Below are 22,265 nucleotides of genomic sequence, written 5' to 3'. Positions count from 1 at the left end.
CCCGGGTCTTGGTACACCGTTCGGCCCCCGGGTGGGGCCGCCAAACGAAAACGCGGCCCCGTTCCGGGGCCCGCTTTTCCGTGTCGACGCGGAAGGTAAGGGATTCGAACCCTTGGTACGGGGTTACCGCACACTGGTTTTCAAGACCAGCTCCATCGGCCGCTCGGACAACCTTCCTCACTAGTAGTCTGGCAGAAGGGATGAATTCACCAAAATTCCCTGAACCAGGAAGGACAGCATGAAAGCGATCGTTATTGGAACGCCCGGGGGACCGGAAGCGCTTGAACTCCAGGATGTACCCACGCCCGCAGCCGGACCGGGAGAAGTGCTGATAGATGTCATCGCCGCCGGCATCAACCGCGCCGACGCGATGCAGCGCCAGGGACACTATCCGGTGCCGGCCGGAGCCTCCGAATATCCGGGGCTGGAAGTTTCGGGCCGCATTGCCGCCCTCGGCGAAGGCGTGGAGGGCCCGGCAGTGGGAACCGAAGTGGTTGCACTGCTGTCCGGCGGCGGCTACGCCGAGCAGGTGGCCGTGCCCGCCGGCCAGGTCCTGCCCCTGCCGGACGGCTTCGACGCCGTCACCTCCGCCTCCTTGCCGGAAACGGCAGCCACCGTTTTTTCCAACCTCTTTATGGCTGCTGCAGTCCAGGAGGGGGACTATGTCCTGATTCACGGGGCCACCGGCGGCATCGGCACCATGGCCATCCAGATGGTCGCGGCCTCCGGTGCCGTTCCCATGGTGACCGCCGGGTCCGCGGAAAAGCTGGAACTGGCTCAGTCGCTGGGCGCCAAGGTGCTGATCAACTACAAGGAACAGGACTTCGTCGAAGCGGTGCGCGAAGCCACCGGAGGCCACGGGGCCGACGTCATCCTTGACGTGGTGGGCGCCAAGTACCTGCAGAAGAACCTGGATGCGCTCGCCGTCGCCGGCCGGCTGGTGATCATCGGGCTGCAGGGCGGTATCAAGGCCGAACTGGACCTGAACCAGCTGATGACCAAACGCGCCGCCGTCATGGGCACCACCCTCCGCGGACGGCCGGTGGAGGAAAAGAGCGCCATCATGGCCGCGGTGGGCGAGTATGTCTGGCCGCTGCTGGTCTCCGGGCAGATCCGGCCCCTGGTGGACCGCACCTTCCCGCTGGCCGAGGCGGCCGCCGCCCACGAGTACTTCGACTCCGGGCAGCACGCGGGCAAGATCCTGCTCACCCTCTAGTTCCGGAGTCCCCAGGGGCACAACGACGGCGGCTGCACTTGTGCGGCCGCCGTCACGTGTATCTGTGACGTGCAACTCACCCGCTGATAATCTCTAGGAGCAGGGTCACTCCCTGCCCATCGGTTGAAATGTCAACGCAGACAAGCCACCGCAGATAGAGGGATCATCATGAGCGAGAACCATCGGCACCGGGCCGAAACTGAAGGAATACCGGACGGCGACGTCCTGGAACAGGACCCGGCACTGCCGCCGGTAGCCGTGGACCCGGAAATGCTGGCGGCGGAAGACCGCCGGTGGACGCCGGGAAAGATTGCCCTGTGGGCGGTCATCGCCCTGCTCGGCGGCCTGAGCTGGACCATGCTGGCCGTGGTCCGCGGCGAAACGGTCAACGCCATCTGGTTCGTGTTCGCCGCGGTGTGTACCTATTTCATTGGGTACCGCTTCTACTCCAAGCTCATTGAAGCCAAACTGCTGAAGCCCAATGACCGCCGTGCCACTCCCGCGGAGTACCTGGCGGACGGCAAGGACTTCGCCGCCACCGACCGGCGGGTGCTTTACGGCCACCACTTCGCCGCCATTGCCGGCGCCGGCCCGCTCGTCGGCCCGGTCCTGGCCGCGCAGATGGGCTACCTGCCCGGAACCATCTGGATCATTGTGGGCGTGGTGCTGGCCGGCGCCGTCCAGGATTACCTTGTCCTGTTCTTCTCCATGCGCCGCGGCGGCCGCTCGCTGGGCCAGATGGCCCGCGACGAACTCGGGTTGATCGGCGGCACCGCAGCACTGATCGCCACCCTGGTCATCATGATCATCATCGTGGCCATCCTCGCCCTGGTGGTGGTGAACGCCCTGGCCGAAAGCCCGTGGGGCGTCTTCTCCGTCAGCATGACCATCCCCATCGCCTTGTTCATGGGCGTCTACCTGCGCTTCCTGCGGCCGGGCAAGGTCACCGAGGTGTCCATCATCGGCTTCGTCCTGCTGCTGGCCGCGATCATCGGCGGCGGCTGGGTTGCCGGCACCCCGCTGGGCGACGCCCTGACCCTGGAACCGACAACCATCGCCTGGGGCATCATCATCTACGGCTTCATTGCCGCCGTCCTGCCGGTCTGGCTGCTGCTGGCCCCGCGCGACTACCTCTCCACCTTCATGAAGGTGGGCACCATCGTGATGCTCGCCGTCGCGATCATCATTGTCCGCCCGGAAATCTCCGTTCCCGCGGTCAGCGAATTCGCCGGCCGGGACAACGGCCCGGTGGTCGCCGGCCCGCTCTTCCCATTCCTGTTCGTCACCATCGCCTGCGGTGCATTGTCCGGCTTCCACGCCCTGATTTCCTCCGGCACCACCCCCAAGATGCTGGAGAAGGAACGCCAGACCCGGTTCATCGGCTACGGCGGCATGCTGATGGAATCCTTCGTGGCCATCATGGCGCTCGTCGCCGCCGTCTCGATTGACCGCGGCATCTACTTCGCCATGAACGCCTCCGCCGGCGCCACCGGCGGAACCGTGGAGGGCGCCGTCGCCTTCGTCAACAGCCTGGGCCTGACCGGGGTGAACCTCACCCCGGACATGCTTTCCGGCCTTGCCTCCAACGTGGGGGAGGAGTCCATTGTGTCGCGCACCGGCGGCGCGCCCACGCTCGCCGTCGGCCTGGCCACCATCATGCATTCCCTGATCGGCGGGCCGTCCATGATGGCTTTCTGGTACCACTTCGCGATTATGTTCGAGGCCCTGTTCATCCTCACCGCCGTAGACGCCGGCACCCGCGTGGCACGGTTCATGCTGCAGGACACCATCGGCAACGTCGCCCCGAAGTTCAAGGACATGTCCTGGCGGCCCGGCGCATGGATCAGCACCGCCATTATGGTGGCCGGCTGGGGGTCGATCCTGATCATGGGGGTCACGGACCCGCTGGGCGGGATCAACACCCTGTTCCCGCTCTTCGGCATCGCCAACCAGCTGCTCGCCGCCATTGCGCTGGCCGTCTGCATGGCCATCATCGCCAAAAAGAACGCGTTTCGGTGGCTGTGGATCGTGGCGCTGCCGCTGGCCTTCGCCGCGGTGGTGACCATTACGGCGTCGTTCTACAAGATCTTCTCGCCGGTTCCCGCCGTCGGCTACTGGGCCAACCATGAGGCCTTCTCCGCGGCCCTGGCCGAAGGGAAGACCAGCTTCGGCACGGCCAAGACCGTGGAAGCCATGGAAGCGGTGGTGCGCAACACCTTGATCCAGACCACGCTGTCCGTGGTGTTCGTGACGCTGGCAATCATCGTGATCATCACGGCCATCATCGCCACCATCCGCTCCTACCGTTCCGGGGGCGCCCCCAGTGCTGAAGACCCGGCGATCCCGTCCCGGAAGTTCGCGCCTGCGGGGTTCCTGACCACTCCGGCGGAAAAGGAGATCCTGGCTCAGTGGGATGCCCTGCCGGACGCCAAGCGGCCGGCGAAGAAAGCCGCGCACTCATGAGTGCCGCCGTCGCCTTCGGGCAGGGGGTGCGCAGCTTCGTGCGGTTCTTCCGCGACGTGATGGGGGAGGACGCGTACCGCAAGTACGCGGACTTCCACGCGGCGTCGGGCTGTGCGTCCCCGCTGATGAGCGAGAAGGAGTTCTGGCGGGACAAGATGGACCGCCAGGATGCCAACCCGCAGGGCCGCTGCTGCTGAGCCTGCACCCGCCAGGACGGAACCACTAACGACGGCGGCGCCGCACCTACCTGCGGCGCCGCCGTCGTGCGTATATGCGTCGCTTTGTTGCTGCCAATACGGCCGGGACGGCCGGAAAGCCGGCCGGACAGGAGGCAACCGTCACTAAGCGTGAGAGCATTAATGCCATGACTGATCAGAACGGATCCTCCGACGGCCCCGGCGCGGCCCCGGACGCTCCTGCCCAGAAGTCACAGACCCCGGCCGAGGACGGTACTGCCCGTTCGGGCGCTGCGGGAACAGAAAGCGGCGCCGCCCCGGTGGCCCGGGCAGCGGATGCCCCGCAGGACGGGCACGCCAAGGCCAAAAGCGGACCGGCCAAACTGAACGAGCTGGTGGACGAGCCGGCGAAGGTCATGCGCATCGGCACCATGATCAAGCAGCTGCTTGAAGAGGTGCGCAACGCGCCGCTGGACGACGCCGCACGCAACCGATTGGCGGAGATCCACGCCCGCTCCATCGGCGAGCTTGAGGACGGGCTTGCACCCGAACTCGTGGACGAGCTGCACCGGATCAACCTGCCGTTCCTGGATGATTCAACCCCCACCGACGCGGAACTGCGGATTGCGCAGGCCCAGATGGTGGGCTGGCTGGAAGGTCTCTTCCGTGGTATCCAGACCGCCATTGCCGCGCAGCAGACGGCCAGCCAGGCGGCCGGGCGGCTTCAGTTGCGCCAGCTGCCGCCCGGGACCATGCTAGCCCCTGGAATTGTTGTTGGAGACGACGGGGAGCCGCGCCGTGCTTCCCAAGGGACGGGCAGCCCGCGGCAGGAACCGCACGCGGGCCCCGGCCAGTACTTGTAATAGGACGTAGATGGCACTTTTTGCAGCCGCCCGGCAGGGGCGGAAGGATGACGCGGAACTGGGCAAGGGCGTGTGGCGCCGTGCCCATGACCGGTTTACCCGGGGCCTGGACCGGTATTACCAGATGCTCGAAGGCGTGGAAGACGACGCCGTCTACAACGAACTGGTCACCGTCGCCAACGAACTCGCTGCGCTGCTGCCACGGATCCGTGAGGTCTGCGTCCGCGCCCAGCAGCAGCTGCCCAGCAGTGGGCAAAACATCCCCGGCGCCCTGACGACCGTGCACCGGGCACTGTCGCGCAGCGGGAACTCGCTCGCCGCAGCGGCCGAAGCGGCCGCCATGTCCCGGCTGGAGTCAGAGCGCTGGGGAATCGCCTCGGCGGGCCTGGACAATGTGCGACGCCGCGCGGAGCTGGTGGCCGAAGACGTTACGGAAGCCGAGCGTGCGCTGGCAGCAGCCCCGCAATTGTAGTTAGCCGCCCAAAATACTTCGCGGAATCGGGAATAGGCTGCCGCCCGTTTTCGCGCAGAGCATATCGGCTTTGTCCTCGGCGCATTCCGGACAAGGATGAGACCATGACTACATCACCGGTTGTGACTTTTAATGACGGCAATACCATTCCCCAGCTCGGCTACGGCGTGTGGCAGGTTGAGGACGAGGTTGCCGAAAAGGTAGTGGGACAGGCCTTCGAGGTTGGCTACCGCCACATCGATACGGCCAAGATCTACGGCAATGAGGCCGGTGTCGGCCGCGCCATTGCCGCCACGTCCGTCCCCCGCGAAGACATGTTCATCACCACGAAGGTGTGGAACGCGGACCAGGGCTACGAAGAAACCCTGAAGGCCTTTGACGCTTCCATGGAGCGCCTGGGCCTGGAAACGCTGGACCTGTACCTGATCCACTGGCTCCAGCCCAAGCAGAACAAGTACGTGGACACCTGGAAGGCGCTGGTTGAACTGCAGAAGCAGGGCCGCGTGAAGTCCATCGGCGTCTGCAACTTCACCAAGGAAGCCCTGCAGGAAATCATCGACGCCACCGGCGTTGTCCCGGTCCTGAACCAGGTGGAAACCCACCCGTACCTGAACCAGGCCGATCTGCGCGCCTTCGAGGCCGAGCACAACATCCTGCACGAGTCCTGGTCCCCGCTGGGCTCCGGCAAGGGCCTGCTCGAGGATGCCAAGCTCGTGGAGATCGCTGCGAAGTACGACGGCGCCACCCCGGCCCAGGTGGTCATCGCCTGGCACCTGGCCCTGGGCAGCATTGTGATCCCCAAGTCCGTGACCGAGTCCCGGATTCGGGAAAACTGGGAGGCCCTGGACCTTCGGCTCAGCGCTGAGGACATCGAGGCCATCAACGCCCTGGACAACGGCACCCGTTACGGCGCCGATCCGGCAACGGCCGACTTCGCCTAAGCCTTAGCTTTTCCGCGAAACATAAAAGGCGCACACCCCGCGGGGTGTGCGCCTTTTGGTTTATCAGTGCGTGCGTTCAGGCGGCTACCGGGTCCAAGGGAGCACGGACCGGCCAGTCCTGGCCTTCGAGGATCACCTGCGCACAGCTGCCGGTGTTCAGATTGACCACAATCGGTGCCAGCAGGTTGACGGTGGTTCCGTCCAGGGCGGGGTTGGCAACCACCAGGACGGCGGCGTCGGCCGCGGTTTCCAGCTGCAGCTGGTGGCGCTGCTCATCGGTGATTTCCGGGTGGTAGTCCGGCAGGTACACGGAGGCGTCCAGCACGTAGAGCCGGGCGGTGCCCCCGTTGCCGGAGGTGCTCAGGGCGAACAGGCCGGCCGCGCCGTCGATCTCCTCGAGGTCGAAGTGGACCTCGGGAGCCAACCCGGGAGGGGGCGTCAGGAATGTGAGGCCGGTGCTCATCGCAGGAAGTCCATCAGTGTGGGCTGCAGTGCTTTCGCCGTGACCGCCAGAGCCGCCTGGTAGGCGACTTCCTGGAGCTTCATGTCCATGATGACTTTGGCAGTGTCCAGGTCCTCGATGCCGGAGCGCCGGGATTCGAGGCTGATCGACTGCTCCGCCAGGGTGTCCTTGGCCTTGATCGTGGCGGCATGGCGGACGCCAAGGGCGGAGTGCTCCATCCGAACCGTTTCCGCGGCGGAATCGATCTTGGTCAGGTATCCGCTGGCATCGTTATTTTCGTTCAGATCCTTTACCAGGTCATCCACCAGGCGAAAGACTGATCCCTCTCCGCTGCCGAACACTGCTTCACCATCGGTATCAACGCGCATCAGGGTACTGCCGTCCAATCGGCGCGTAGTGGGGGTGCCGCTTCCGCTGTAGTTGTAGGAGCCCGCGTCTTCGGTGAAGGCCTTACCGGTGTCCGAGGTCCCGGCAAACACTGTCCGGCCCAGGTAGGTGGTATTGGCTTCGCGCAGCAGGTCAGTCTTCAGGCCGGCAAGTTCCGTGGCAATTGCCTTGCGGTCGCTCGGTGACATAGTGCCGGTAGTGGCGCTGAGGGCAAGGTCCTTGACCCGGCCCAGGATCTTGGTGGTATTGCTCAATGCGCTGTCGGTAACGCTGAGCCAACCCTCCGCGTCGCTCTGGTTGGAGCCGTACTGAACGTTCGCACGGATTTCGGACCGGACCTTGAGCGCATTGGCCGTGCCGGTCGGGTCATCCGAAGGGCGGCCAATGGTGGCGGAGGAGGTGACCTGTTCCTGCAGTTTGGCCATGCGGGACATGCTGGCCTGCAGGTTCTGCTGGGCCGTCCGGGCCATGGTCTGGTTGGTGGTGCGGCTGATCACGGGGTTACCTTCCGACAATTCCGGTGCGGTTAATGAGGGTGTCGAGCATTTCGTCAATGGCGCTCATCACGCGGGAAGCACCCTGGTAAGCGTGCTGGTACATCAGCAGGTTCACGTTTTCCTCATCCAAGTCCACTGAGGCGTTGGACAGCTGCAGGTCGACAGCCGAGGAGGAAGCCACGCCGGCGAGCGTTGCCTGCTGCAGTTCGGACCGGCTGAGTGCACCGGTGGCTGTCACGAAGGTGCTCCACACTGCGTCAGCGGAGCCGGCCTTGGAACCCAGCTGGGAGATTTTGTCCGCCATGCTGCCGTCCAAAGTGCCTGCGCCGGGCGTTCCCGTGGCAATGCCGGAAGCGTCTGTGGGAATCGCTTTCAGCGTGGTGGCTGCGGGGCTGCCGACGGTGAAGAAGTTTAGCCCGGTGGCGCCGCCGGTGGTGGCGCCCTGGCTGTGCAGTTCGTTGACGGTGGCCGCCAAGGTGGCGGCAACCTCGTTGTAGGACGCGGCGGCGGTTGCGAAGATCCCCCCGGCTCCTGCCGGAGCCAGCAGTGAAACGGCGCCGGCAATTTCGCCGCGGCTGATCCCGGCGGAGCCGGCACGGTCCGTCCAGGAAACGGTGGGTGCCGCGGTGTCATCGATGGATGTTCCGCCGGTGACCTGCAGGGTCCGTACGTTTGTGCCCGTGACCAGCGCGTTGCCGTCGATGAGCACGTCCACCATGCCGTCCGGAGTTTCCCGGACCGTGGCACCGCTCAGGGCAGCGATGGTGGTGGCCAACGAGTTGCGCTGGTCCACCAACTCGTTGGCGGATGCGCCGGAAGCAAGAGTGGACCGGATAGCTCCGTTGAGCGTGGCCAGCTGAGAGGCGCTGTCATTGAGTTCGCTGAGCATGTCATTGAGCCCGCTGCGGGTGCTGTTCCACTGGTCGCGGACGTTGTTGTATCCGTCGGCAATCTGGCCTGCCACCGCTGCGGTGTCGCTCAGCAACACGGCAGCGGCGGTATTGTCGCCCGGCTTGTTGGCTACGCCCTGCCAAGCAGCGGAGAAATTCTGCAGTGCGGTGGAGAGCCCGTTTTTGCCCGGTTCGTTGAAGCTGTCCTCCAGGGCAATGAGGGCGTTGGCGCGGACGGCGGAGTAGCCGGCCACGGCGGCGGTGCTGCGCACCCGGGTATCCAGCTGAAGGCTGCCCAGCCGGGCAATGGAGTCCACGGATACGCCCTGGCCGACGCCGGTACCGGTGGAGAACCTGCCCATCGGGGCCAGCGAGGGGGCAGCGGAGGTGTTCAGGCGCTGGCGGGTGTAGCCGGCAACGTTGGCGTTGGCGATGTTCTGGCCCACCACGTCAATGCCCTTGCGGGCCGCGGAAAGGCCGGTGTATGCCGTGTTCAGGCCGCTGAAGGTGCTCATTGTTTAGGAGTCCTTAACGTCAAATGTTCTGGTCAACCAGCCGGGCGGCTGAGGTGGGGGCGGCCGATGTGCCGGACGCTGTGTAGGTGTTGGCCTCGGGATTCATTCCCGCCAGTGTTTCCTGGGCCGACCTGGCTGCCGTGCGGAGGAACTGTTCGTTGATATCGCGCAGTTCGCGGATCTTCACGGTCAGTTCCGTCATGGCCTGGAGGTGGGCGTTGAAGATTTCCGTCCAGGGCCCGGGCGGCGCTGCCGCCACCAGTTCGCGGAGGGTGGCGTCCTCGGAAGTGCCCCATTCGCGGGCCAAGCCGGCTACTGCCACGGCCCGCCCCAGATCGGCCCCGCGGAGGCGTTCCAGGACCTGCTCCACCTCGCGGGTCGCGTGCGTCAGCCATTTGGTTTTTCCGGAGGTGAGCAGCAGTTGTTCTTCTTCGAGCTTGAACACAAGAAGTTCCAATAACTCACGCTCCTCCCAAAGAAGTGCGGAGAGTCTCTGAGTACCCATGCTTGGCTCACCTCCTAGGTAGTGCACTGAATGTCTCTATAACGAAAAGACGTCTGGTTCCAGGCCCCAACCTGCGGCAAAAGTCTTTGGATTGGCGGACGCATTGCAATTTGTCCGTCAAAAAGCACTATCGGCCGGTTGATCCGGAATGTTAGTGGTATGTTTCAGCTAAAGCGCTCACGTGTGGATAGCACAGCGGACTCAGCCACTGACCATGGGCAGGCGCACAACTGGGGGATCAGTTGGGGACAGTTGGGGAACAAGGGCTTGGGGGTCCAAAGATTGAATCGTACCGAACGCAATGCGCTCGTGGTGGAAAACCTGCCGCTGGTTGGCTATCTCGTATCCGAAGTCTGCGCCAAGGCCACGCACCTTTCGCGTGATGACTTGGCCTCCGCCGGCTCCATTGCCCTGATAACGTCGGCCGATTCCTTTGACCCGAATCTTGGGGTTCCTTTCGGTGCGTATGCCCGCCGCCGCATCGTCGGTGCTTTCGCTGATGAAATGCGTTCCAGCGATTGGGCCACCCGATCCGCCCGGCGCCGGATCAAGGAAACACTGGCGGTCAAGGAAACCCTTACTGCAGCGCTTGGGCGCACGCCCAATGTGGATGAAATTGCCTCGGCTCTGGGTGTGGACCGCACCGTCGCCGAAGACGCCCTTTCGGATGCTTCCCGCACGGTATCCAGCTTGGACGAGTCGGTGACCGACTTCCTGGTCGCTGACATGCCGTCGCCGGAGGGCTCCCTGCTGGCTACCGAACGGTTGAAGTACCTCAATGCAGCGGTCGCTGCCCTGCCGGAGAAGATGCGGTACATCGTGGAGGAAATCTACTTCCATGACCGCACGGTTAAGGAGATTGCCGAAGAACTCGGCAGCACGCACTCGGCTGTCTCACAGCAGCGTGCCGAAGCGGTCCGCCTGCTCCGCGACGGATTGGGCACGCATTACTCGGACGAGGGCAATGCCCCGCAGATTTCCTCCCGGATTGCCCCGGCCCGCCGCAATGCCTACCTCACTTCTGTGGGGGACCGCACGGCCGGCGGGATTACCCGGCACCACCTGGCGCCGGTGCTTCCCGGGGCTGCGGGTCTTCCTGGATTTCCGGTGGGGCTTCCCGGCATTCCGGGGCGGCCGGCAGTATTTAATCCTGCCGCTTCCTAGCGGCGTTCCTGGCAGACGGAAACGAATAAAAAATTCTTTTCCGAATCGCTAACACTCTTTGATGCTCCGCCGATAGCTATGGTTGCAGGCCCACGGACGGGCCGGTTAGTACAGCCCACTCACGGAGGAATACATCATGGGTTTCACAATTAACACCAACGTTTCATCGCTCAACGCCATGCGTAACCTGACGCTCAACCAGAGCTCGCAGGCCAAGTCGGTGGAGCGCCTCTCCAGCGGCATGCGCATCAACCGTGCAGCTGACGACGCCGCCGGCCTGGCGATCTCCGAAGGCCTGAAGAACCAGGTTTCCGGTCTCACCGTTGCCGGCCGCAACGCCCAGGACGGCATCAGCCTCATCCAGACCGCTGAAGGCGCCCTGACCGAGGTCCACAACATCCTCAACCGTATGCGTGACCTGACGGTTCAGGCTTCCAACGATACGAACAACACCGAATCCCGCACCGCTATCCAGACCGAAGTCACGGCCCTGACCTCGGAACTGGGACGGATCAAGGACACGACAAACTTCAACGGCATCCAGCTGCTGGACAATACCGTGACCTCCGGCGCTACTGCAGGCACGCTGAAGATCCAGGTTGGTGCTGATGCCAACGAGACCATCGACGTCACTCTGGCCAACGTGGCCGCCACGCTCACCACGATGGGCGACCTGACCGTTGATTCCCAGGTAAACGCAGCCGCGTCGACCACCAAGCTGGATGCTGCCATCAAGTCCACTTCGGATCAGCGCGCAACCCTCGGTGCACAGCAGAACCGCCTGGAGTCCACCTCGCGCTCCATCGCGGTGTCCGTGGAGAACCTCTCCTCGGCCAACTCCCGTATCCGCGACACGGACATGGCAGCGGAAATGGGCAGCTTCACCAAGTCCCAGATCCTGTCCCAGGCCGCTACCGCCATGCTGGCCCAGGCCAACCAGATGAACTCCGGCGTTATGTCGCTCCTGCAGTAGCAGATCGGGCAGCACGGATTTATCAGCAGTGACCGTATGACCGGCAGGTGAATGGCCGCTGGCGGCGGGGAAACATGACTTGGACCTCACGCTTCCCGCCGCCAGCCCATTCCCTGCCTTCGCTTTTTCACCGCAAACCTTTTCGGCAGAACCTTTCCAGCAGGACTTCTCAAGGAGCATTTTCATGGCGCTAGGCATTGACGGGCTGATCAGCGGCATCAAAACCACCGAGATGATCACCGAACTCATGAAGGTTGAAGCCCGTCCCCAGGCGCTGCTGAAGCAAAAGGTCGAGACCAATAAACTATTCGCTACCGCCCTGCAGAACCTGAATAGCAAGATCGCGTCACTGACCGAGGCGGCCGGGAAGATCGCCAAGCCGGCCGGCACGGAACGCTACACCGCAGTCTCCGGCTCGGACAGTATCAAGGCCACCGTCAAGACCGGTGCCGCCGCCGGGTCGCTGGACCTCACGGTGAACAAGCTGGCCACCGCGCAGGTGTCCCTGTCCGGAGCCATGGCCGCCTGGCCCAACGGTGACGCGCTGTCGATTTCCGTCGACGGGGCCATCACCGAGCTGGACACCGCGGGCAAGAGCATGGACGAAGTCATCAGCACGGTCAACAAGGCCAACCTGGGTGTCACGGCCGTCAAGATCGCCGCCGGCAGCGTGGACGGCGTGCAGCAGTACCGTATGCAGTTCACCGCCGCCGAAACCGGTGCAGCAGGAGCGTTCACCGTCTCGCAGAACGGCACCGATCTGGGTGCCATCCGCGCGGGATCCGACGCTGAGGTCACGCTGTGGGCCGGAGTGCCCGGCGCGGAAACGAAAATTACCTCGGCCACCAACACCTTTGCCGATCTGATGCCCGGCGTGGACATCACGGTGTCTGCCGTCTCCGCCCAGCCAGTGACCGTGGCCGTGAGCCGGGACGCCAAGGCGATCTCCGACGTCGCGGCCTCGCTGGTCACCGGCCTCACCGACGTGTTCAATTACATCGACCGGAACTCAGCCGTATCAGTGAACACGTCCGACGGCGTCACCAAGACCACCGGCGGAGTATTTACCGGAGACTCGGCCACCCGCTCGCTGAAGCAGTCAATCATTGATGCCGCCACCGGTGCGCTGGACGGACGCTCGCCGTCGGAAATCGGTATCACCCTCACCAAATACGGCACGGTCGAGTTCGATGCCGAGAAGTTCAGCACCGCCCTGGCCGCGGACCCGGAAAAAACACAGGCCGCGCTTACGGCCATCGCCTCCCGGGTCGAAGCGGCCGGCAAGGCTGCCTCAGATAAGTACGACGGCTCCATAACCAAGCGCATCACCAGCCAGGAAACCGTGGTGAAGTCCCTCAACACGCAGGTTGAGGACTGGGACCGGCGCCTGGCTTCCCGCGAATCCACGCTGAAAATGATCTGGTCCAACCTGGAAGTTAAGCTCGGCACCCTGAACAGCCAGATGGACTGGCTCACCGGCCAGCTCGACTCCCTCTCCGCCTCCTCGAGTAAGAAGTGACCGTGAACTACGGACTTGCCGCCAAGCGTGCCGAATACGCACGCAACGCAGTGCTCTCCGCCTCCCCGGCGCGCCTGCTGACCATGCTCTACGACCGGCTGCTGCTGGACCTGGCCCGTGCCGAAGAAGCCCAGACCACTGCCAACTGGCAAGTAGCCTCGGAAAACCTGCTCCACGCGCAGGCCATCATCACCGAACTGCTGGGCACGCTGAAAACGGACCTTTGGGAGGGCGGGGAAAACCTGCACGCCATTTACACGTACTCGCTGTCCACGCTGATGAACGCCAACATCGGCCGGGACGCGAAACTGACCCGCGAATGCATCGACCTGCTCGAACCAATCCGCGCCGCCTGGCACGAGGCCGCCGCGCAGCTTCCCGCCGCGGGTGTCGCGCCTGCTGCAGCCGGAACTCCCGGAGGAGTCCTCGGTGTCGGCTGAATCGGCAGAGCCCTACCGCACCCCCGCGGAGCTGGAGAACTTCATGCTCTGGGAAACCGTGCTGACCCAGCTCGAAGACAACCTGGAGTCCTTCCTCGAAGGCCAGTCCCTCACCGAACAGGCCCGCGAAGCTGCCGCCGACTGGGAGCCGCCGGCCGAACTGGGCCCGCTGCCGGAAGCCCTCATCACCCGCGCACGGCTGCTGTCCAAGGCACAGTCACGCGCCTACGCCCAGTTGCGGAATGAGTCGCGTACCAACCGCAAGCAGAGCATGTTGATCCGCAGCGTTCCCGGCCCGACGTCGTCGGCCGTTTACCTCGAAGTCGACGGCTAATAAAGCACGGAATTAGACAGGGTACTTAGTGCCTATATACCCAGTACTCAAAAAAATCAAAAAATTACCCGGTGATTCCTTACGCGGTTTATTTAACTGCCGATAATCACCATTGAGAGCATGGATCGCTCGCGTAAAAGGCCACGGATCGGCCGCACCGTCCCTTTAGCGAGAACTGGGTCCCACCGTGTTCGATTCCGTTTCCTCCATTGCGCTGCAAAGTGCCTTGGATGGCCTTGCCCTCCGTCAGCGGGCCATCGCGAACAACATCGCGAATGTGAATACCCCCGGCTACAAGGCCCAGCGCGTCAGCTTCGAAGACGCCCTCGCTAAATCCGTGAAAGCCGGCAACGGAGCGGCCGCCGCCACCACCGCGCGCTCCCTGGAACCCACCCGCCTGGACGGCAGCAACGTCAACCTGGACACGGAAACCCTGTCCAACATTGACACTGTGCTGCGCTACCAGTTCGCCACCCAGGCTGTTGGCGGAGAAGCCAGCTCCCTCCGCACGGCCATGAGGACCAACTAATGACTTTTGATGCCATCGGCATTGCCGCCACCGGACTGACCACACACCGCAAATGGCTGGACGCAGTCTCCGACAACTTGGCCAACGCCAACAACGTCTCCAGCACCGACGGCGCGGCCTTCCAAGCCCGCTACGTTGTGGCGCAGGAAGGCGCGGAAGGCACCGGCGTCTACGTCTCCGGTGTCCAGTACGGCGACGCCGAAGGCCGGATGGTCTACCAGCCGGACCACGCCCTGGCCGACGCCGAAGGCTACGTCCGGTACCCCGATATCGACCTGTCGGAACAGATGGGCAACCTGATCCTTGCCCAACGCGGCTACGAAGCCAACGCCGCCGTGGTTGACCGTGCGAAGAGCACGTATGAAGCAGCACTGCAGATTGGACGCTCCTAATGCCCGTTCCCGCCATCGCCGCCGTCAGCGGCACCACGCCCACGGCGTACATTGAGGCGGCCACCCCGGCAGTCTCCACGGACGGCTCGGCCTTCGGCACGTCCCTCACCGGGGCCGTGGACAACGTCACCGAACTGCAGTCCACTTCCAAGACGCTGGCGGTACAGGCCGTGACCGGAGACCTGGATGACATCCACGCCGCCACCATCGCCTCCACCCGCGCCTCCCTCACGCTGGAACTTGTTGCCGCGGTACGCAACAAGGGCGTTGACGCGTTCAACGAGATCATGCGGATGCAGGCCTGATGCCCCCGGCTATGAATGCGATGGCGGGCCGGATCGGCACCACCCTCCGCGAGTTCACCCTCGCCCAGAAAACCATTGCCATCATTGGGATTGCCGTATTGGCCCTCGGGATAGCCATGCTTGCCTCCTGGATGACCAAACCGTCCTACACGCCCCTGTTCTCCGGGCTGCAAGCCGAAGACGCGAACAGCATTGTGGAGCAGCTCAAGACGGACGGTGTTCCGTATGAAGTAGCGGACGGCGGCGGCACCATCATGGTTCCGGAAGAAAACGTCTACGACCAGCGGCTCAAGGCTGCCGGTGCAGGCCTGCCCTCCGAATCCACCGGCGGGTACTCCCTGCTGGATGAGATGGGGGTCACCTCCTCCGAATTCCAGCAGTCCGTCACCTACAAACGGGCCCTGGAAGGCGAAATCGCCAAAACGGTGGGCGCCATCGACGGCGTGAAGAACGCCTCCGTGCAGCTCGCCATCCCCGAAGACACCGTTTTTGTGTCGGAGAAATCCGACCCCACCGCCTCCGTTTTTGTGGAAACCGCCAAGGGCACCACCCTCAGCGCAGACCAGGTCTCAGCCATTGTGCACCTGACCTCAGCCTCGGTTGACGGCATGCAGTCCACCGACGTTGCCGTAATCGACGCCAGCGGCACCGTGCTCTCCGCAGTTGGCGTGGGCGCCACCGGCTCCGCCGATAAACAGGCCACCGACTACGAAGAGCGTGTGACCTCCTCGGTGCAGACCATGCTGGACCGGGTAGTAGGCCCCGGCAACGCCACCGTGGCAGTGGCTGCGGACATGAACTACGAATCCGCCAACCGGGTGGAAGAGTCCTTCACCGCACCGCAGGACACCCCGGCGCTGAATGAATCCACCAGCACCGAGGAATACACCGGCGCCAACGGCGGTACCGCCGCAGGGGTCCTGGGTCCGGACAACATCGCTGTGCCCAACGGCACCAACGACGACGGATCCTTCAAATCCGAAACGAGCACCAAGAACAACGCCGTGAACAAGGTGACCGAAACCCGGGACATCCCTGCAGGGTCCCTGAACCGGCAGACCGTCTCGGTGGCCCTGAATACCCAGGCCGCCGCCGGACTAAACGTTGCGGACCTGGAAGCCCTGGTTTCCACTGCCGCTGGCATCAACACCGAACGCGGGGATGAAATCACGGTGGAAATGGTGTCCTTCAACGCTGACGGCGCCACGAGTGCCAAAGACGCACTGGCCGAAGCGGAAGCAGCCGACGAGGCTGAACGCCGCGCCGAAATGCTGCGGATGGGTATTATCGTGGCCGGCATCGTCCTGGTGATCATCCTGGCCCTGGTGGCCTACGCCATGCGCTCCCGCCGCCAGAACCGCGAAGCCGTGGACCTGGGCGAGCTGCCCGAACTGGATCCGCTGGCCCCGGCCACCAGCCTGGCCATGCTGGAACCGGAACCCCTTCCCACGGACACCGCCTCCATGCAGATTGTTGCCGCAGCCGTTGGCCAGGACCGTAAGCGCGCCGAACTCGACGCCCTCGCCGCGCAGGATCCGGTACGCACCGCAGACTACCTGCGCAACCTCATGGAGGACAGCCGGTCATGACCGAACTAGCTACCGCCCCGGCCGGGCTGGGGCTCGGCCTGGCTGTCCCGGATGACGTACCGGCAAAGGGCGAACTGACCGGCACTCAGAAGGCCGCCATTGTCCTGATGCAGATGGAAACCTCGCGCGCCGCCGTCGTGATGCAGCAGTTCACCGAAGCCGAGGCCCAGTCCATTGCCGCGGAGATCGTCCGGCTCCGCCGGGTGGATGCGTCCGTGGCCGAAGACGCCATCAACGAGTTCTATGACATGACCGTTGAAGGCAGGCGCCGCGCCCACGGCGGCCGCGACGTCGCCATGGGCCTGCTGGAAGCCTCCTTCGGCGTCGAGCGTGCCTCCGGCGTCATGGAGCGCCTGGCCTCCTCCATGGCCGGCAAATCCTTCGAATTCCTGGAGAGCGCCGAACCGAACCAGGTGATCTCCCTCCTGGACGGTGAACTGCCGCAGACCATTGCCCTGGTCCTGGCGCACATGCGCCCCCAGCGTGCCTCGGCGGTCCTCACCGGATTGAACCAGGACCTGCGCACCGACGTGGCGCAGGCCATTGCCACCATGGCCCGGGCAACCCCCGAAGCCGTACGCGTGGTGGCCGAAACCCTGCGCGCCCGGGCCTCCGCCCTGGGCGCCGCCCGCGAAGCCACCGATGCGATCGGCGGCATCCAGCCGCTGGTGGACATCATCAACCGTTCCGACGCCGTCACCGAACGCGCGCTGCTCGAATCCCTCGAGGAACGTGATCCGGACCTGGCCGAGGAAGTACGCTCCCGCATGCTCACCTTCGCCGACCTGGTCAAGCTCGAGCGCCGCGACGTGCAGCTGGTGCTGCGCGGAATCGATGTGGGCACCCTGGCCCTGGCCATGAAGGGCGCCACCGAGCCGGTGCTGGATGCGATCCGCACCAACGTGTCCGAGCGCAACCGGGAACTGCTCGACGACGAAATCAAGGTGTCCGGCCCCGCCCGCCTCTCGCAGGTGGAGGAGGCCCGCGCCAACATTGTCCGGGCCATCCGCGAAATGGAAGCCCAGGGCATCATCGAGGTACACCACGCGGACGAGGAAGAATATGTCTACTGAGACCTTCTCCCGCCTGGTCTACACCGCGCTGGGCGCCGCCGACGAAGCCCAGCTCAACGCCCAGGTGGAGGCACGCGGCCACGCTGCCGGTTACGCCGCAGGCCTGCGGGCGGCGGCCGCCGATACCGAACTGCTGCGCCGCACCCTGCAGGAGCAGTACGAGGATGAAATGCGCCGCGGCCAGGAACGCGTGAACCGCAGCCTCGCCGCGCTCAACGCCGCGGTATTCAGCCTCGAAGGCCGCACCGTGGCCCTGATGACCGAGATGCAGGACACGCTGGCCGCTGCCGCGATGGACCTGGCTGAAGCCCTGCTGCGCCGGGAACTGGCCGACGACGACGCCTCCGCCCGGTCTGCCCTGGCCCGCGCCCTGGAAGGGGTGGACACCGACCTGGTGCAGCGGGTCCGGATGCACCCGGTGGACCTGGCGGCACTGGATGAAGACACCCTGCGCCGCGCCCGCGTCGACTTTGTGGGCGACCCAAGCCTGCCGCGCGGCGACGCGGTTACTGAATTCCCTGACGGATATCTGGACGCTTCGCTGAGCAGCGCCGTCGAACGCGCCCGCGCCGCCCTGCTTGAGGACCGGTCATGACGGCCACCGCCTGGCGCCCGCGCCCCGCGGGGTTCGCCGCCGCCCTGCGCGAAGCCGCACCCCAGCGGGTGGGCCGGGTTTCCTCCGTGCTCGGCCTCAGCGTGGAAATTGCCGGCCTGGACTGCGGCGTGGGGGACCTGGTTTCCATCGGGCACCCCGGCGCTGCCATTGACGCGGAGGTAGTGGCTGCCACCCGCGACGGCATCCGCTGCATGCCCTTTGGCCGGCTTACCGGCCTGACCGCCGGCACACCCGCCCGGTCCAAGGGCACGCCGCTGCTGGTACCCACCGGAGCCGGACTGTTCGGCCGCGTGCTGGACGGGCTGGGCCGGCCGATCGACGGCAAGGGACCGCTGGACATTGAGGCCCTGGTGCCGCTTGACCACGAAACCCCGTCCGCGATGCTGCGCACCCGCATTGACACTCCACTGCAGCTGGGCGTGCGTGCCCTGGATACCCTCACCACCGTGGGCCGCGGCCAGCGCATGGGCTTGTTCGCCGGTTCCGGTGTGGGCAAATCCTCGCTGCTGTCCATGATTGCCCGCGGCACCGACGCCGAAGTGTCCGTGATTGCCCTGGTGGGGGAGCGCGGCCGCGAAGTGCGCGAATTCCTCGAAGACGACCTGGGTGCTGAAGGCCTGGCCCGGTCCATCGTGGTGGTTTCGACGTCGGACGAGCCCGCCCTGATGAGGCTGCGCGCCGCCTTCGTGGCCACCCGAATTGCCGAGTCCTTCCGCGACCGCGGCGCCCACGTGATGCTGATGATGGATTCACTGACCCGGGTGGCCATGGCACAGCGTGAAATTGGGTTGTCCGTAGGCGAACCGCCCGCCACCCGGGGTTACCCGCCCTCCACCTTCTCCCTGTTGGCACAGCTGCTTGAGCGGGCCGGCACCGGCGAACACGGCTCGGTCACCGGCATGTACACGGTGCTGGTGGACGGCGACGACCACAACGAACCCATTGCCGACAGCGCCCGGTCCATCCTGGACGGCCACGTGGTGCTGGACCGCAAGCTGGCCGTATCCGGCCACTTCCCGTCCATCGACGCCCTGGCCTCGATTTCGCGGGTGGCCTCCCGGGTCAACCCGCGCGAACGCAGCGACGCCGCGTCCACGCTGCGCCGGGTAATGGCAGCCCGCCGGGCCGCCCAGGACCTGCTCGACGTCGGCGCCTACCAGCGCGGTTCCAATCCGCTGGTGGACGCTGCCGTGACCAACGAAGACGCCATCAACGCCTTCCTGCAGCAGCGCATGGACGAGCAGACCCCGGCCGAAACCGCCTGGGCGCAGTTGAATAACCTGACGCGAATGCTGGGGGTGTCCTGATGCCCCGCACCTTTCCCCTGGCCGGCCTGCTTCGCCTGCGCCAGATGCAGCAGGAACGCGCAGCCGGTGAACTGGCGGCCGCCAATGTCCGCGAGAAGGAAACGGTACAGGCCCGCACCGAGGCCTACAGTGCCCTGGAATCCAGCAACAGCCAGGCCATGGACTCAGCCACGCTCATCGCCATTGCCGCCGCCCGGGCCTCGTCCCGGAGCATGCTGGCGGACCTGAACGCGCTGGGCGCCCGTCGCACCGCGGAAGTGGAAGCGGCCCGCGCCGAATTCTCCGCCGCCCGGGCCCGCTCCGTGGGGCTGGAGAAGCTGGAAGGCAAGTACGCGGCGGCCGAAGCCGCCGAGGACCTGCGCACCGAACAAAACATCCTGGACGAACTTGCCGGCTCCGCCTGGCACCGCCGGCAGAAGGAAGCCAACTGATGAGCATGACCGACGCCCTGGGGCGGATCGATGAAATCCGGAGCACGCTGACCCAGCTCTCCGGCACCGCGGACGTGAAGAAGGCTGCCTCCGCTTCGGCTTCCTCCGTGGCAGGTTCCGGCGCGGAGTTCGCCTCTACGCTGTCCTCACTGACCGCCGCTGCCTCCACCGGAAGCGGTGCGCCTGCCGACGGCAAGGTGCTCGACGCCGTCCAGAAGTACCTGGGCCTGCCCTACGTCTGGGGCGGCAACGACCCGGCGCAGGGCCTGGACTGCTCCTCCTTTGTGCAGAACGTCTACAAGGACCTGGGCTACACCCTGCCGCGGGTGACCTGGGACCAGATGAGCTCCGGCACCGAGGTGGCGTCCCTGGCACAGGCACAGGCCGGGGACCTGCTCTTCAGCCACGACGGCGGCCACGTGGCCATCTATCTTGGCAACGGAAAGGCAGTGGACGCCCCGCAACCGGGCCAGACCATTGCCATCCGCGATGCGTGGGAAACCGACGCGAACCTGACCACCATCCGCCGCATCCTGCCCGCCGCGGCCGCCGGAACTTCGGGAACGGCCGGAGCCATGGACGCCTCGACAGTAACCGACCTGGTGGCCTCCGCCCGGGCCGCGCAGTCTGCCCTGATGGGATCCGCAGCATGAGCGTGACCACCGGGATGCCGCGGCCCGCCGCCCCCGCACCCGCTACGCGGACCGCTCCGTCCGGAGCGCCGCAGGCCGGTGCATCACGGCCCGACGCCGGTGCATCCTTTGGCTCCTCCCTGGAGGACGCCGTGGCGGCGTCGGCACAGACGGCAGCGCCTGGTACCGCCCGGAAGAACGCCCCGGCCGACCAGCCGGGAGCACAGTTGGAAGCACAGCCGGGAACACAGGTAGAAACCGGAAACACAACGGGAGATACAACCTGGGCCCTGCCGGCCGAAAAGCCGGCAACCGGCGGCGACACCCAGGACACCCCTGTCCTCAATCCCGATTCGGCGGCGGCCACGGCAGGGACTGCACCCCTGCCGGTCCCGGTTGCAGCTCCGGCTTCCCCGGCAGCAACCTTCGCAAATCTGGCCGGAACAACGCTTTCGGGCGGATCCGCAGCCGCCGGGAGCGCTTCCGGTGCAGCGATGCCGGCGTCAACCTCCGGCCCTGCCGGCGGCATCGGCAGTGCGGCAGCAGCAACTTCGGCACCGGCCGGGCCGGCGGCAGCAGCAGTTTCCCCCGCTGCAGCCCCGTCCGTTGCCGTGCCCGCAGCTGCTACAGCCATGCAGGCCTCCGTTGCCGGCGCTTTCCGCGGCGCGGCAGGATCGGGGATGTCCGCTGCTCCCACGCAGGGCAGCACGTCGTCCGCAACGGCAGCATCCGCGCACCCGGCGGCAGCAGGAGCCGCGGAAGGTGCCGCTGCCTCCGTTGCTGCGGAACCCGTTTCCGTTCCGCCCGTTTCCGGCACCTCCCTTTCCAAGATACCGGCGGCTGGGAGCCCGGCGACTGGGAGCCCGGCGGCTGCTCCGGCAGCAGGGCAGGCCCCGGCCGATACTGTTTCCGTCGCCGACGCGGCTGCTGGAACTGGGGCTCCGCTCCTGGCTGGCGCGGCTGCCGCGGCGGTTCCGGCCACCGGGACCACAGACGCTGCGGCGGCCGTACCGGATACCGCGGCTCCCGCCGTCGGCCCGGTCGCTGCCCCCGCACCGCCGTCGCCGTCCGCTCCCATCGCCTCACTTCCGGTGCATGCATCCGCCGCGCCGCCCGCGCCCGCCGCAACCCCGCTGCTGACCCAGGTGGCCCAGCCGCTGTTCAGCTTGGCCGCGGCACCGCAGGGTGAACACGTCATGACGCTCAGCGTCACGCCGGACAATTTGGGACCGGTCACGGTGCGTGCCCATGTGGGCGCGGACGGTGTCCGGATTGAACTTTTTGCCCCGTCGGAAGCCGGACGTGACGCGCTGCGGACCCTTATGACGGACCTGCGCCGGGACCTGGCCGGTTCGGGCATGAACGCCAACCTGTCCCTTTCCTCTTCCGGCACCCCGAGCGAGGGCGCAGGGGACGGAACTGCCGGCCGCCGCGACGGGGAAACCCAACCCGGAGCTTCCGCCGATGCCAACGCTGAAGCCCGGCGCCCTGCCGCGGATGACGCACGCCCACGCACTTACCGTCCCGGACTTCCCGGACCGGCCTCAACCATCGACTTCCTGGCCTAGAAAAG

At 65.6% G+C, this 22,265-nt stretch carries 25 protein-coding genes and 1 tRNA gene; 21 read left to right on the top strand and 5 right to left on the bottom strand.

Annotated features, from left to right (window positions below; translation table 11 throughout):
• Positions 1-89 precede the first annotated feature (89 nt).
• A tRNA-Ser gene (locus tag LOC57_RS13055) sits at positions 90-177 on the bottom strand.
• A gap of 61 nt (positions 178-238) precedes the next feature.
• On the opposite strand from LOC57_RS13055, the gene LOC57_RS13050 reads away from it, so the two are divergent.
• The 6 genes from LOC57_RS13050 (at position 239) to LOC57_RS13025 (ending at position 6,131) form a co-directional block, all read left to right on the top strand.
• Positions 239-1,216, top strand: coding sequence for an NAD(P)H-quinone oxidoreductase (locus LOC57_RS13050; RefSeq protein ID WP_229960215.1), 978 nt, complete (start codon positions 239-241; stop codon positions 1,214-1,216).
• Between the two features lie 168 nt (positions 1,217-1,384).
• Positions 1,385-3,679, top strand: a complete 2,295-nt coding sequence (locus LOC57_RS13045) for a carbon starvation CstA family protein (protein ID WP_442860727.1) — start codon at positions 1,385-1,387, stop codon at positions 3,677-3,679.
• Positions 3,676-3,876: a YbdD/YjiX family protein gene (locus tag LOC57_RS13040; protein ID WP_229960213.1), complete on the top strand. Its 201-nt coding sequence runs from the start codon at positions 3,676-3,678 to the stop codon at positions 3,874-3,876. Before LOC57_RS13045 ends, LOC57_RS13040 begins: the two co-directional genes overlap by 4 nt.
• A 167-nt stretch (positions 3,877-4,043) precedes the next feature.
• On the top strand, positions 4,044-4,718 hold the full coding sequence (locus LOC57_RS13035; protein ID WP_269437407.1) for a bacterial proteasome activator family protein: 675 nt from the start codon (positions 4,044-4,046) through the stop codon (positions 4,716-4,718).
• A gap of 10 nt (positions 4,719-4,728) precedes the next feature.
• On the top strand, positions 4,729-5,190 hold the full coding sequence (locus LOC57_RS13030; protein WP_227913249.1) for a hypothetical protein: 462 nt from the start codon (positions 4,729-4,731) through the stop codon (positions 5,188-5,190).
• A gap of 104 nt (positions 5,191-5,294) precedes the next feature.
• Entirely contained in the window at positions 5,295-6,131 is an 837-nt protein-coding gene (locus tag LOC57_RS13025; protein ID WP_229960211.1) for an aldo/keto reductase, read from the top strand.
• Positions 6,132-6,207: 76 nt separating this feature from the next.
• Here the strand turns inward: LOC57_RS13025 and LOC57_RS13020 are convergent, their stop codons facing one another.
• Genes LOC57_RS13020 through LOC57_RS13005 form a run of 4 tightly spaced genes read right to left on the bottom strand, consistent with a single transcriptional unit; the run spans position 6,208 to position 9,388 of the window.
• The gene (locus LOC57_RS13020) at positions 6,208-6,594 is read right to left on the bottom strand and encodes a flagellar assembly protein FliW (protein WP_227913255.1); all 387 of its coding nucleotides are present in this window, start codon (positions 6,592-6,594) and stop codon (positions 6,208-6,210) included.
• Complete coding sequence (gene flgL / locus LOC57_RS13015) at positions 6,591-7,478, bottom strand: flagellar hook-associated protein FlgL (RefSeq protein ID WP_227913257.1); 888 nt, start codon at positions 7,476-7,478, stop codon at positions 6,591-6,593. The genes LOC57_RS13020 and flgL overlap by 4 nt, the downstream gene beginning before the upstream one ends.
• Positions 7,479-7,482: 4 nt before the next feature.
• A complete protein-coding gene (gene flgK, locus LOC57_RS13010) occupies positions 7,483-8,883 on the bottom strand; it encodes a flagellar hook-associated protein FlgK (protein ID WP_229960209.1) in 1,401 nt (466 codons plus the stop codon).
• A 19-nt stretch (positions 8,884-8,902) separates the two neighbouring features.
• On the bottom strand, positions 8,903-9,388 hold the full coding sequence (locus LOC57_RS13005; RefSeq protein WP_227913262.1) for a flagellar protein FlgN: 486 nt from the start codon (positions 9,386-9,388) through the stop codon (positions 8,903-8,905).
• Between the two features lie 282 nt (positions 9,389-9,670).
• Here LOC57_RS13005 and LOC57_RS13000 point away from each other — a divergent pair, with 282 nt between their 5' ends.
• The 15 genes from LOC57_RS13000 (at position 9,671) to LOC57_RS12930 (ending at position 22,260) form a co-directional block, all read left to right on the top strand.
• Positions 9,671-10,552: a sigma-70 family RNA polymerase sigma factor gene (locus LOC57_RS13000; RefSeq protein ID WP_227913264.1), complete on the top strand. Its 882-nt coding sequence runs from the start codon at positions 9,671-9,673 to the stop codon at positions 10,550-10,552.
• A gap of 136 nt (positions 10,553-10,688) precedes the next feature.
• Entirely contained in the window at positions 10,689-11,525 is an 837-nt protein-coding gene (locus LOC57_RS12995; protein ID WP_227913266.1) for a flagellin N-terminal helical domain-containing protein, read from the top strand.
• Between the two features lie 184 nt (positions 11,526-11,709).
• The gene (fliD, locus tag LOC57_RS12990; protein WP_227913267.1) at positions 11,710-13,044 is read left to right on the top strand and encodes a flagellar filament capping protein FliD; all 1,335 of its coding nucleotides are present in this window, start codon (positions 11,710-11,712) and stop codon (positions 13,042-13,044) included.
• A 2-nt stretch (positions 13,045-13,046) separates the two neighbouring features.
• Positions 13,047-13,484 (top strand): flagellar export chaperone FliS, encoded by a 438-nt coding sequence (gene fliS / locus LOC57_RS12985; protein ID WP_227913268.1) that lies wholly within the window; start codon positions 13,047-13,049, stop codon positions 13,482-13,484.
• Positions 13,474-13,818 carry a hypothetical protein gene (locus LOC57_RS12980; RefSeq protein WP_227913270.1) on the top strand — a complete coding sequence of 115 codons (345 nt, stop codon included), beginning with the start codon at positions 13,474-13,476 and terminating at the stop codon, positions 13,816-13,818. Before fliS ends, LOC57_RS12980 begins: the two co-directional genes overlap by 11 nt.
• A gap of 187 nt (positions 13,819-14,005) precedes the next feature.
• Positions 14,006-14,347, top strand: coding sequence for a flagellar basal body rod protein FlgB (locus tag LOC57_RS12975; RefSeq protein WP_227913271.1), 342 nt, complete (start codon positions 14,006-14,008; stop codon positions 14,345-14,347).
• Positions 14,347-14,739, top strand: coding sequence for a flagellar basal body rod protein FlgC (gene flgC / locus LOC57_RS12970; RefSeq protein ID WP_227913272.1), 393 nt, complete (start codon positions 14,347-14,349; stop codon positions 14,737-14,739). Before LOC57_RS12975 ends, flgC begins: the two co-directional genes overlap by 1 nt.
• Positions 14,739-15,044 (top strand): flagellar hook-basal body complex protein FliE, encoded by a 306-nt coding sequence (gene fliE, locus LOC57_RS12965; protein WP_227913273.1) that lies wholly within the window; start codon positions 14,739-14,741, stop codon positions 15,042-15,044. Before flgC ends, fliE begins: the two co-directional genes overlap by 1 nt.
• Entirely contained in the window at positions 15,044-16,633 is a 1,590-nt protein-coding gene (gene fliF / locus LOC57_RS12960) for a flagellar basal-body MS-ring/collar protein FliF (protein WP_227913275.1), read from the top strand. The genes fliE and fliF overlap by 1 nt, the downstream gene beginning before the upstream one ends.
• Positions 16,630-17,706, top strand: a complete 1,077-nt coding sequence (gene fliG / locus LOC57_RS12955) for a flagellar motor switch protein FliG (protein ID WP_227913276.1) — start codon at positions 16,630-16,632, stop codon at positions 17,704-17,706. The genes fliF and fliG overlap by 4 nt, the downstream gene beginning before the upstream one ends.
• Complete coding sequence (locus tag LOC57_RS12950) at positions 17,696-18,301, top strand: FliH/SctL family protein (protein WP_227927059.1); 606 nt, start codon at positions 17,696-17,698, stop codon at positions 18,299-18,301. The genes fliG and LOC57_RS12950 overlap by 11 nt, the downstream gene beginning before the upstream one ends.
• The gene (locus LOC57_RS12945) at positions 18,298-19,629 is read left to right on the top strand and encodes a FliI/YscN family ATPase (RefSeq protein WP_227913282.1); all 1,332 of its coding nucleotides are present in this window, start codon (positions 18,298-18,300) and stop codon (positions 19,627-19,629) included. Before LOC57_RS12950 ends, LOC57_RS12945 begins: the two co-directional genes overlap by 4 nt.
• Positions 19,629-20,060: a flagellar export protein FliJ gene (locus tag LOC57_RS12940; protein WP_227913283.1), complete on the top strand. Its 432-nt coding sequence runs from the start codon at positions 19,629-19,631 to the stop codon at positions 20,058-20,060. Before LOC57_RS12945 ends, LOC57_RS12940 begins: the two co-directional genes overlap by 1 nt.
• Positions 20,060-20,713 (top strand): C40 family peptidase, encoded by a 654-nt coding sequence (locus LOC57_RS12935; RefSeq protein WP_227927058.1) that lies wholly within the window; start codon positions 20,060-20,062, stop codon positions 20,711-20,713. The genes LOC57_RS12940 and LOC57_RS12935 overlap by 1 nt, the downstream gene beginning before the upstream one ends.
• Positions 20,710-22,260 carry a flagellar hook-length control protein FliK gene (locus LOC57_RS12930; protein ID WP_229960207.1) on the top strand — a complete coding sequence of 517 codons (1,551 nt, stop codon included), beginning with the start codon at positions 20,710-20,712 and terminating at the stop codon, positions 22,258-22,260. Before LOC57_RS12935 ends, LOC57_RS12930 begins: the two co-directional genes overlap by 4 nt.
• The last annotated feature ends 5 nt before the right edge of the window (positions 22,261-22,265 follow it).

Origin of the sequence: Arthrobacter sp. zg-Y750 (assembly GCF_020907365.1) — a bacterium.
Classification (GTDB): domain Bacteria; phylum Actinomycetota; class Actinomycetes; order Actinomycetales; family Micrococcaceae; genus Arthrobacter_B.
This window is presented reverse-complemented; position numbering and strand designations above follow the sequence as displayed.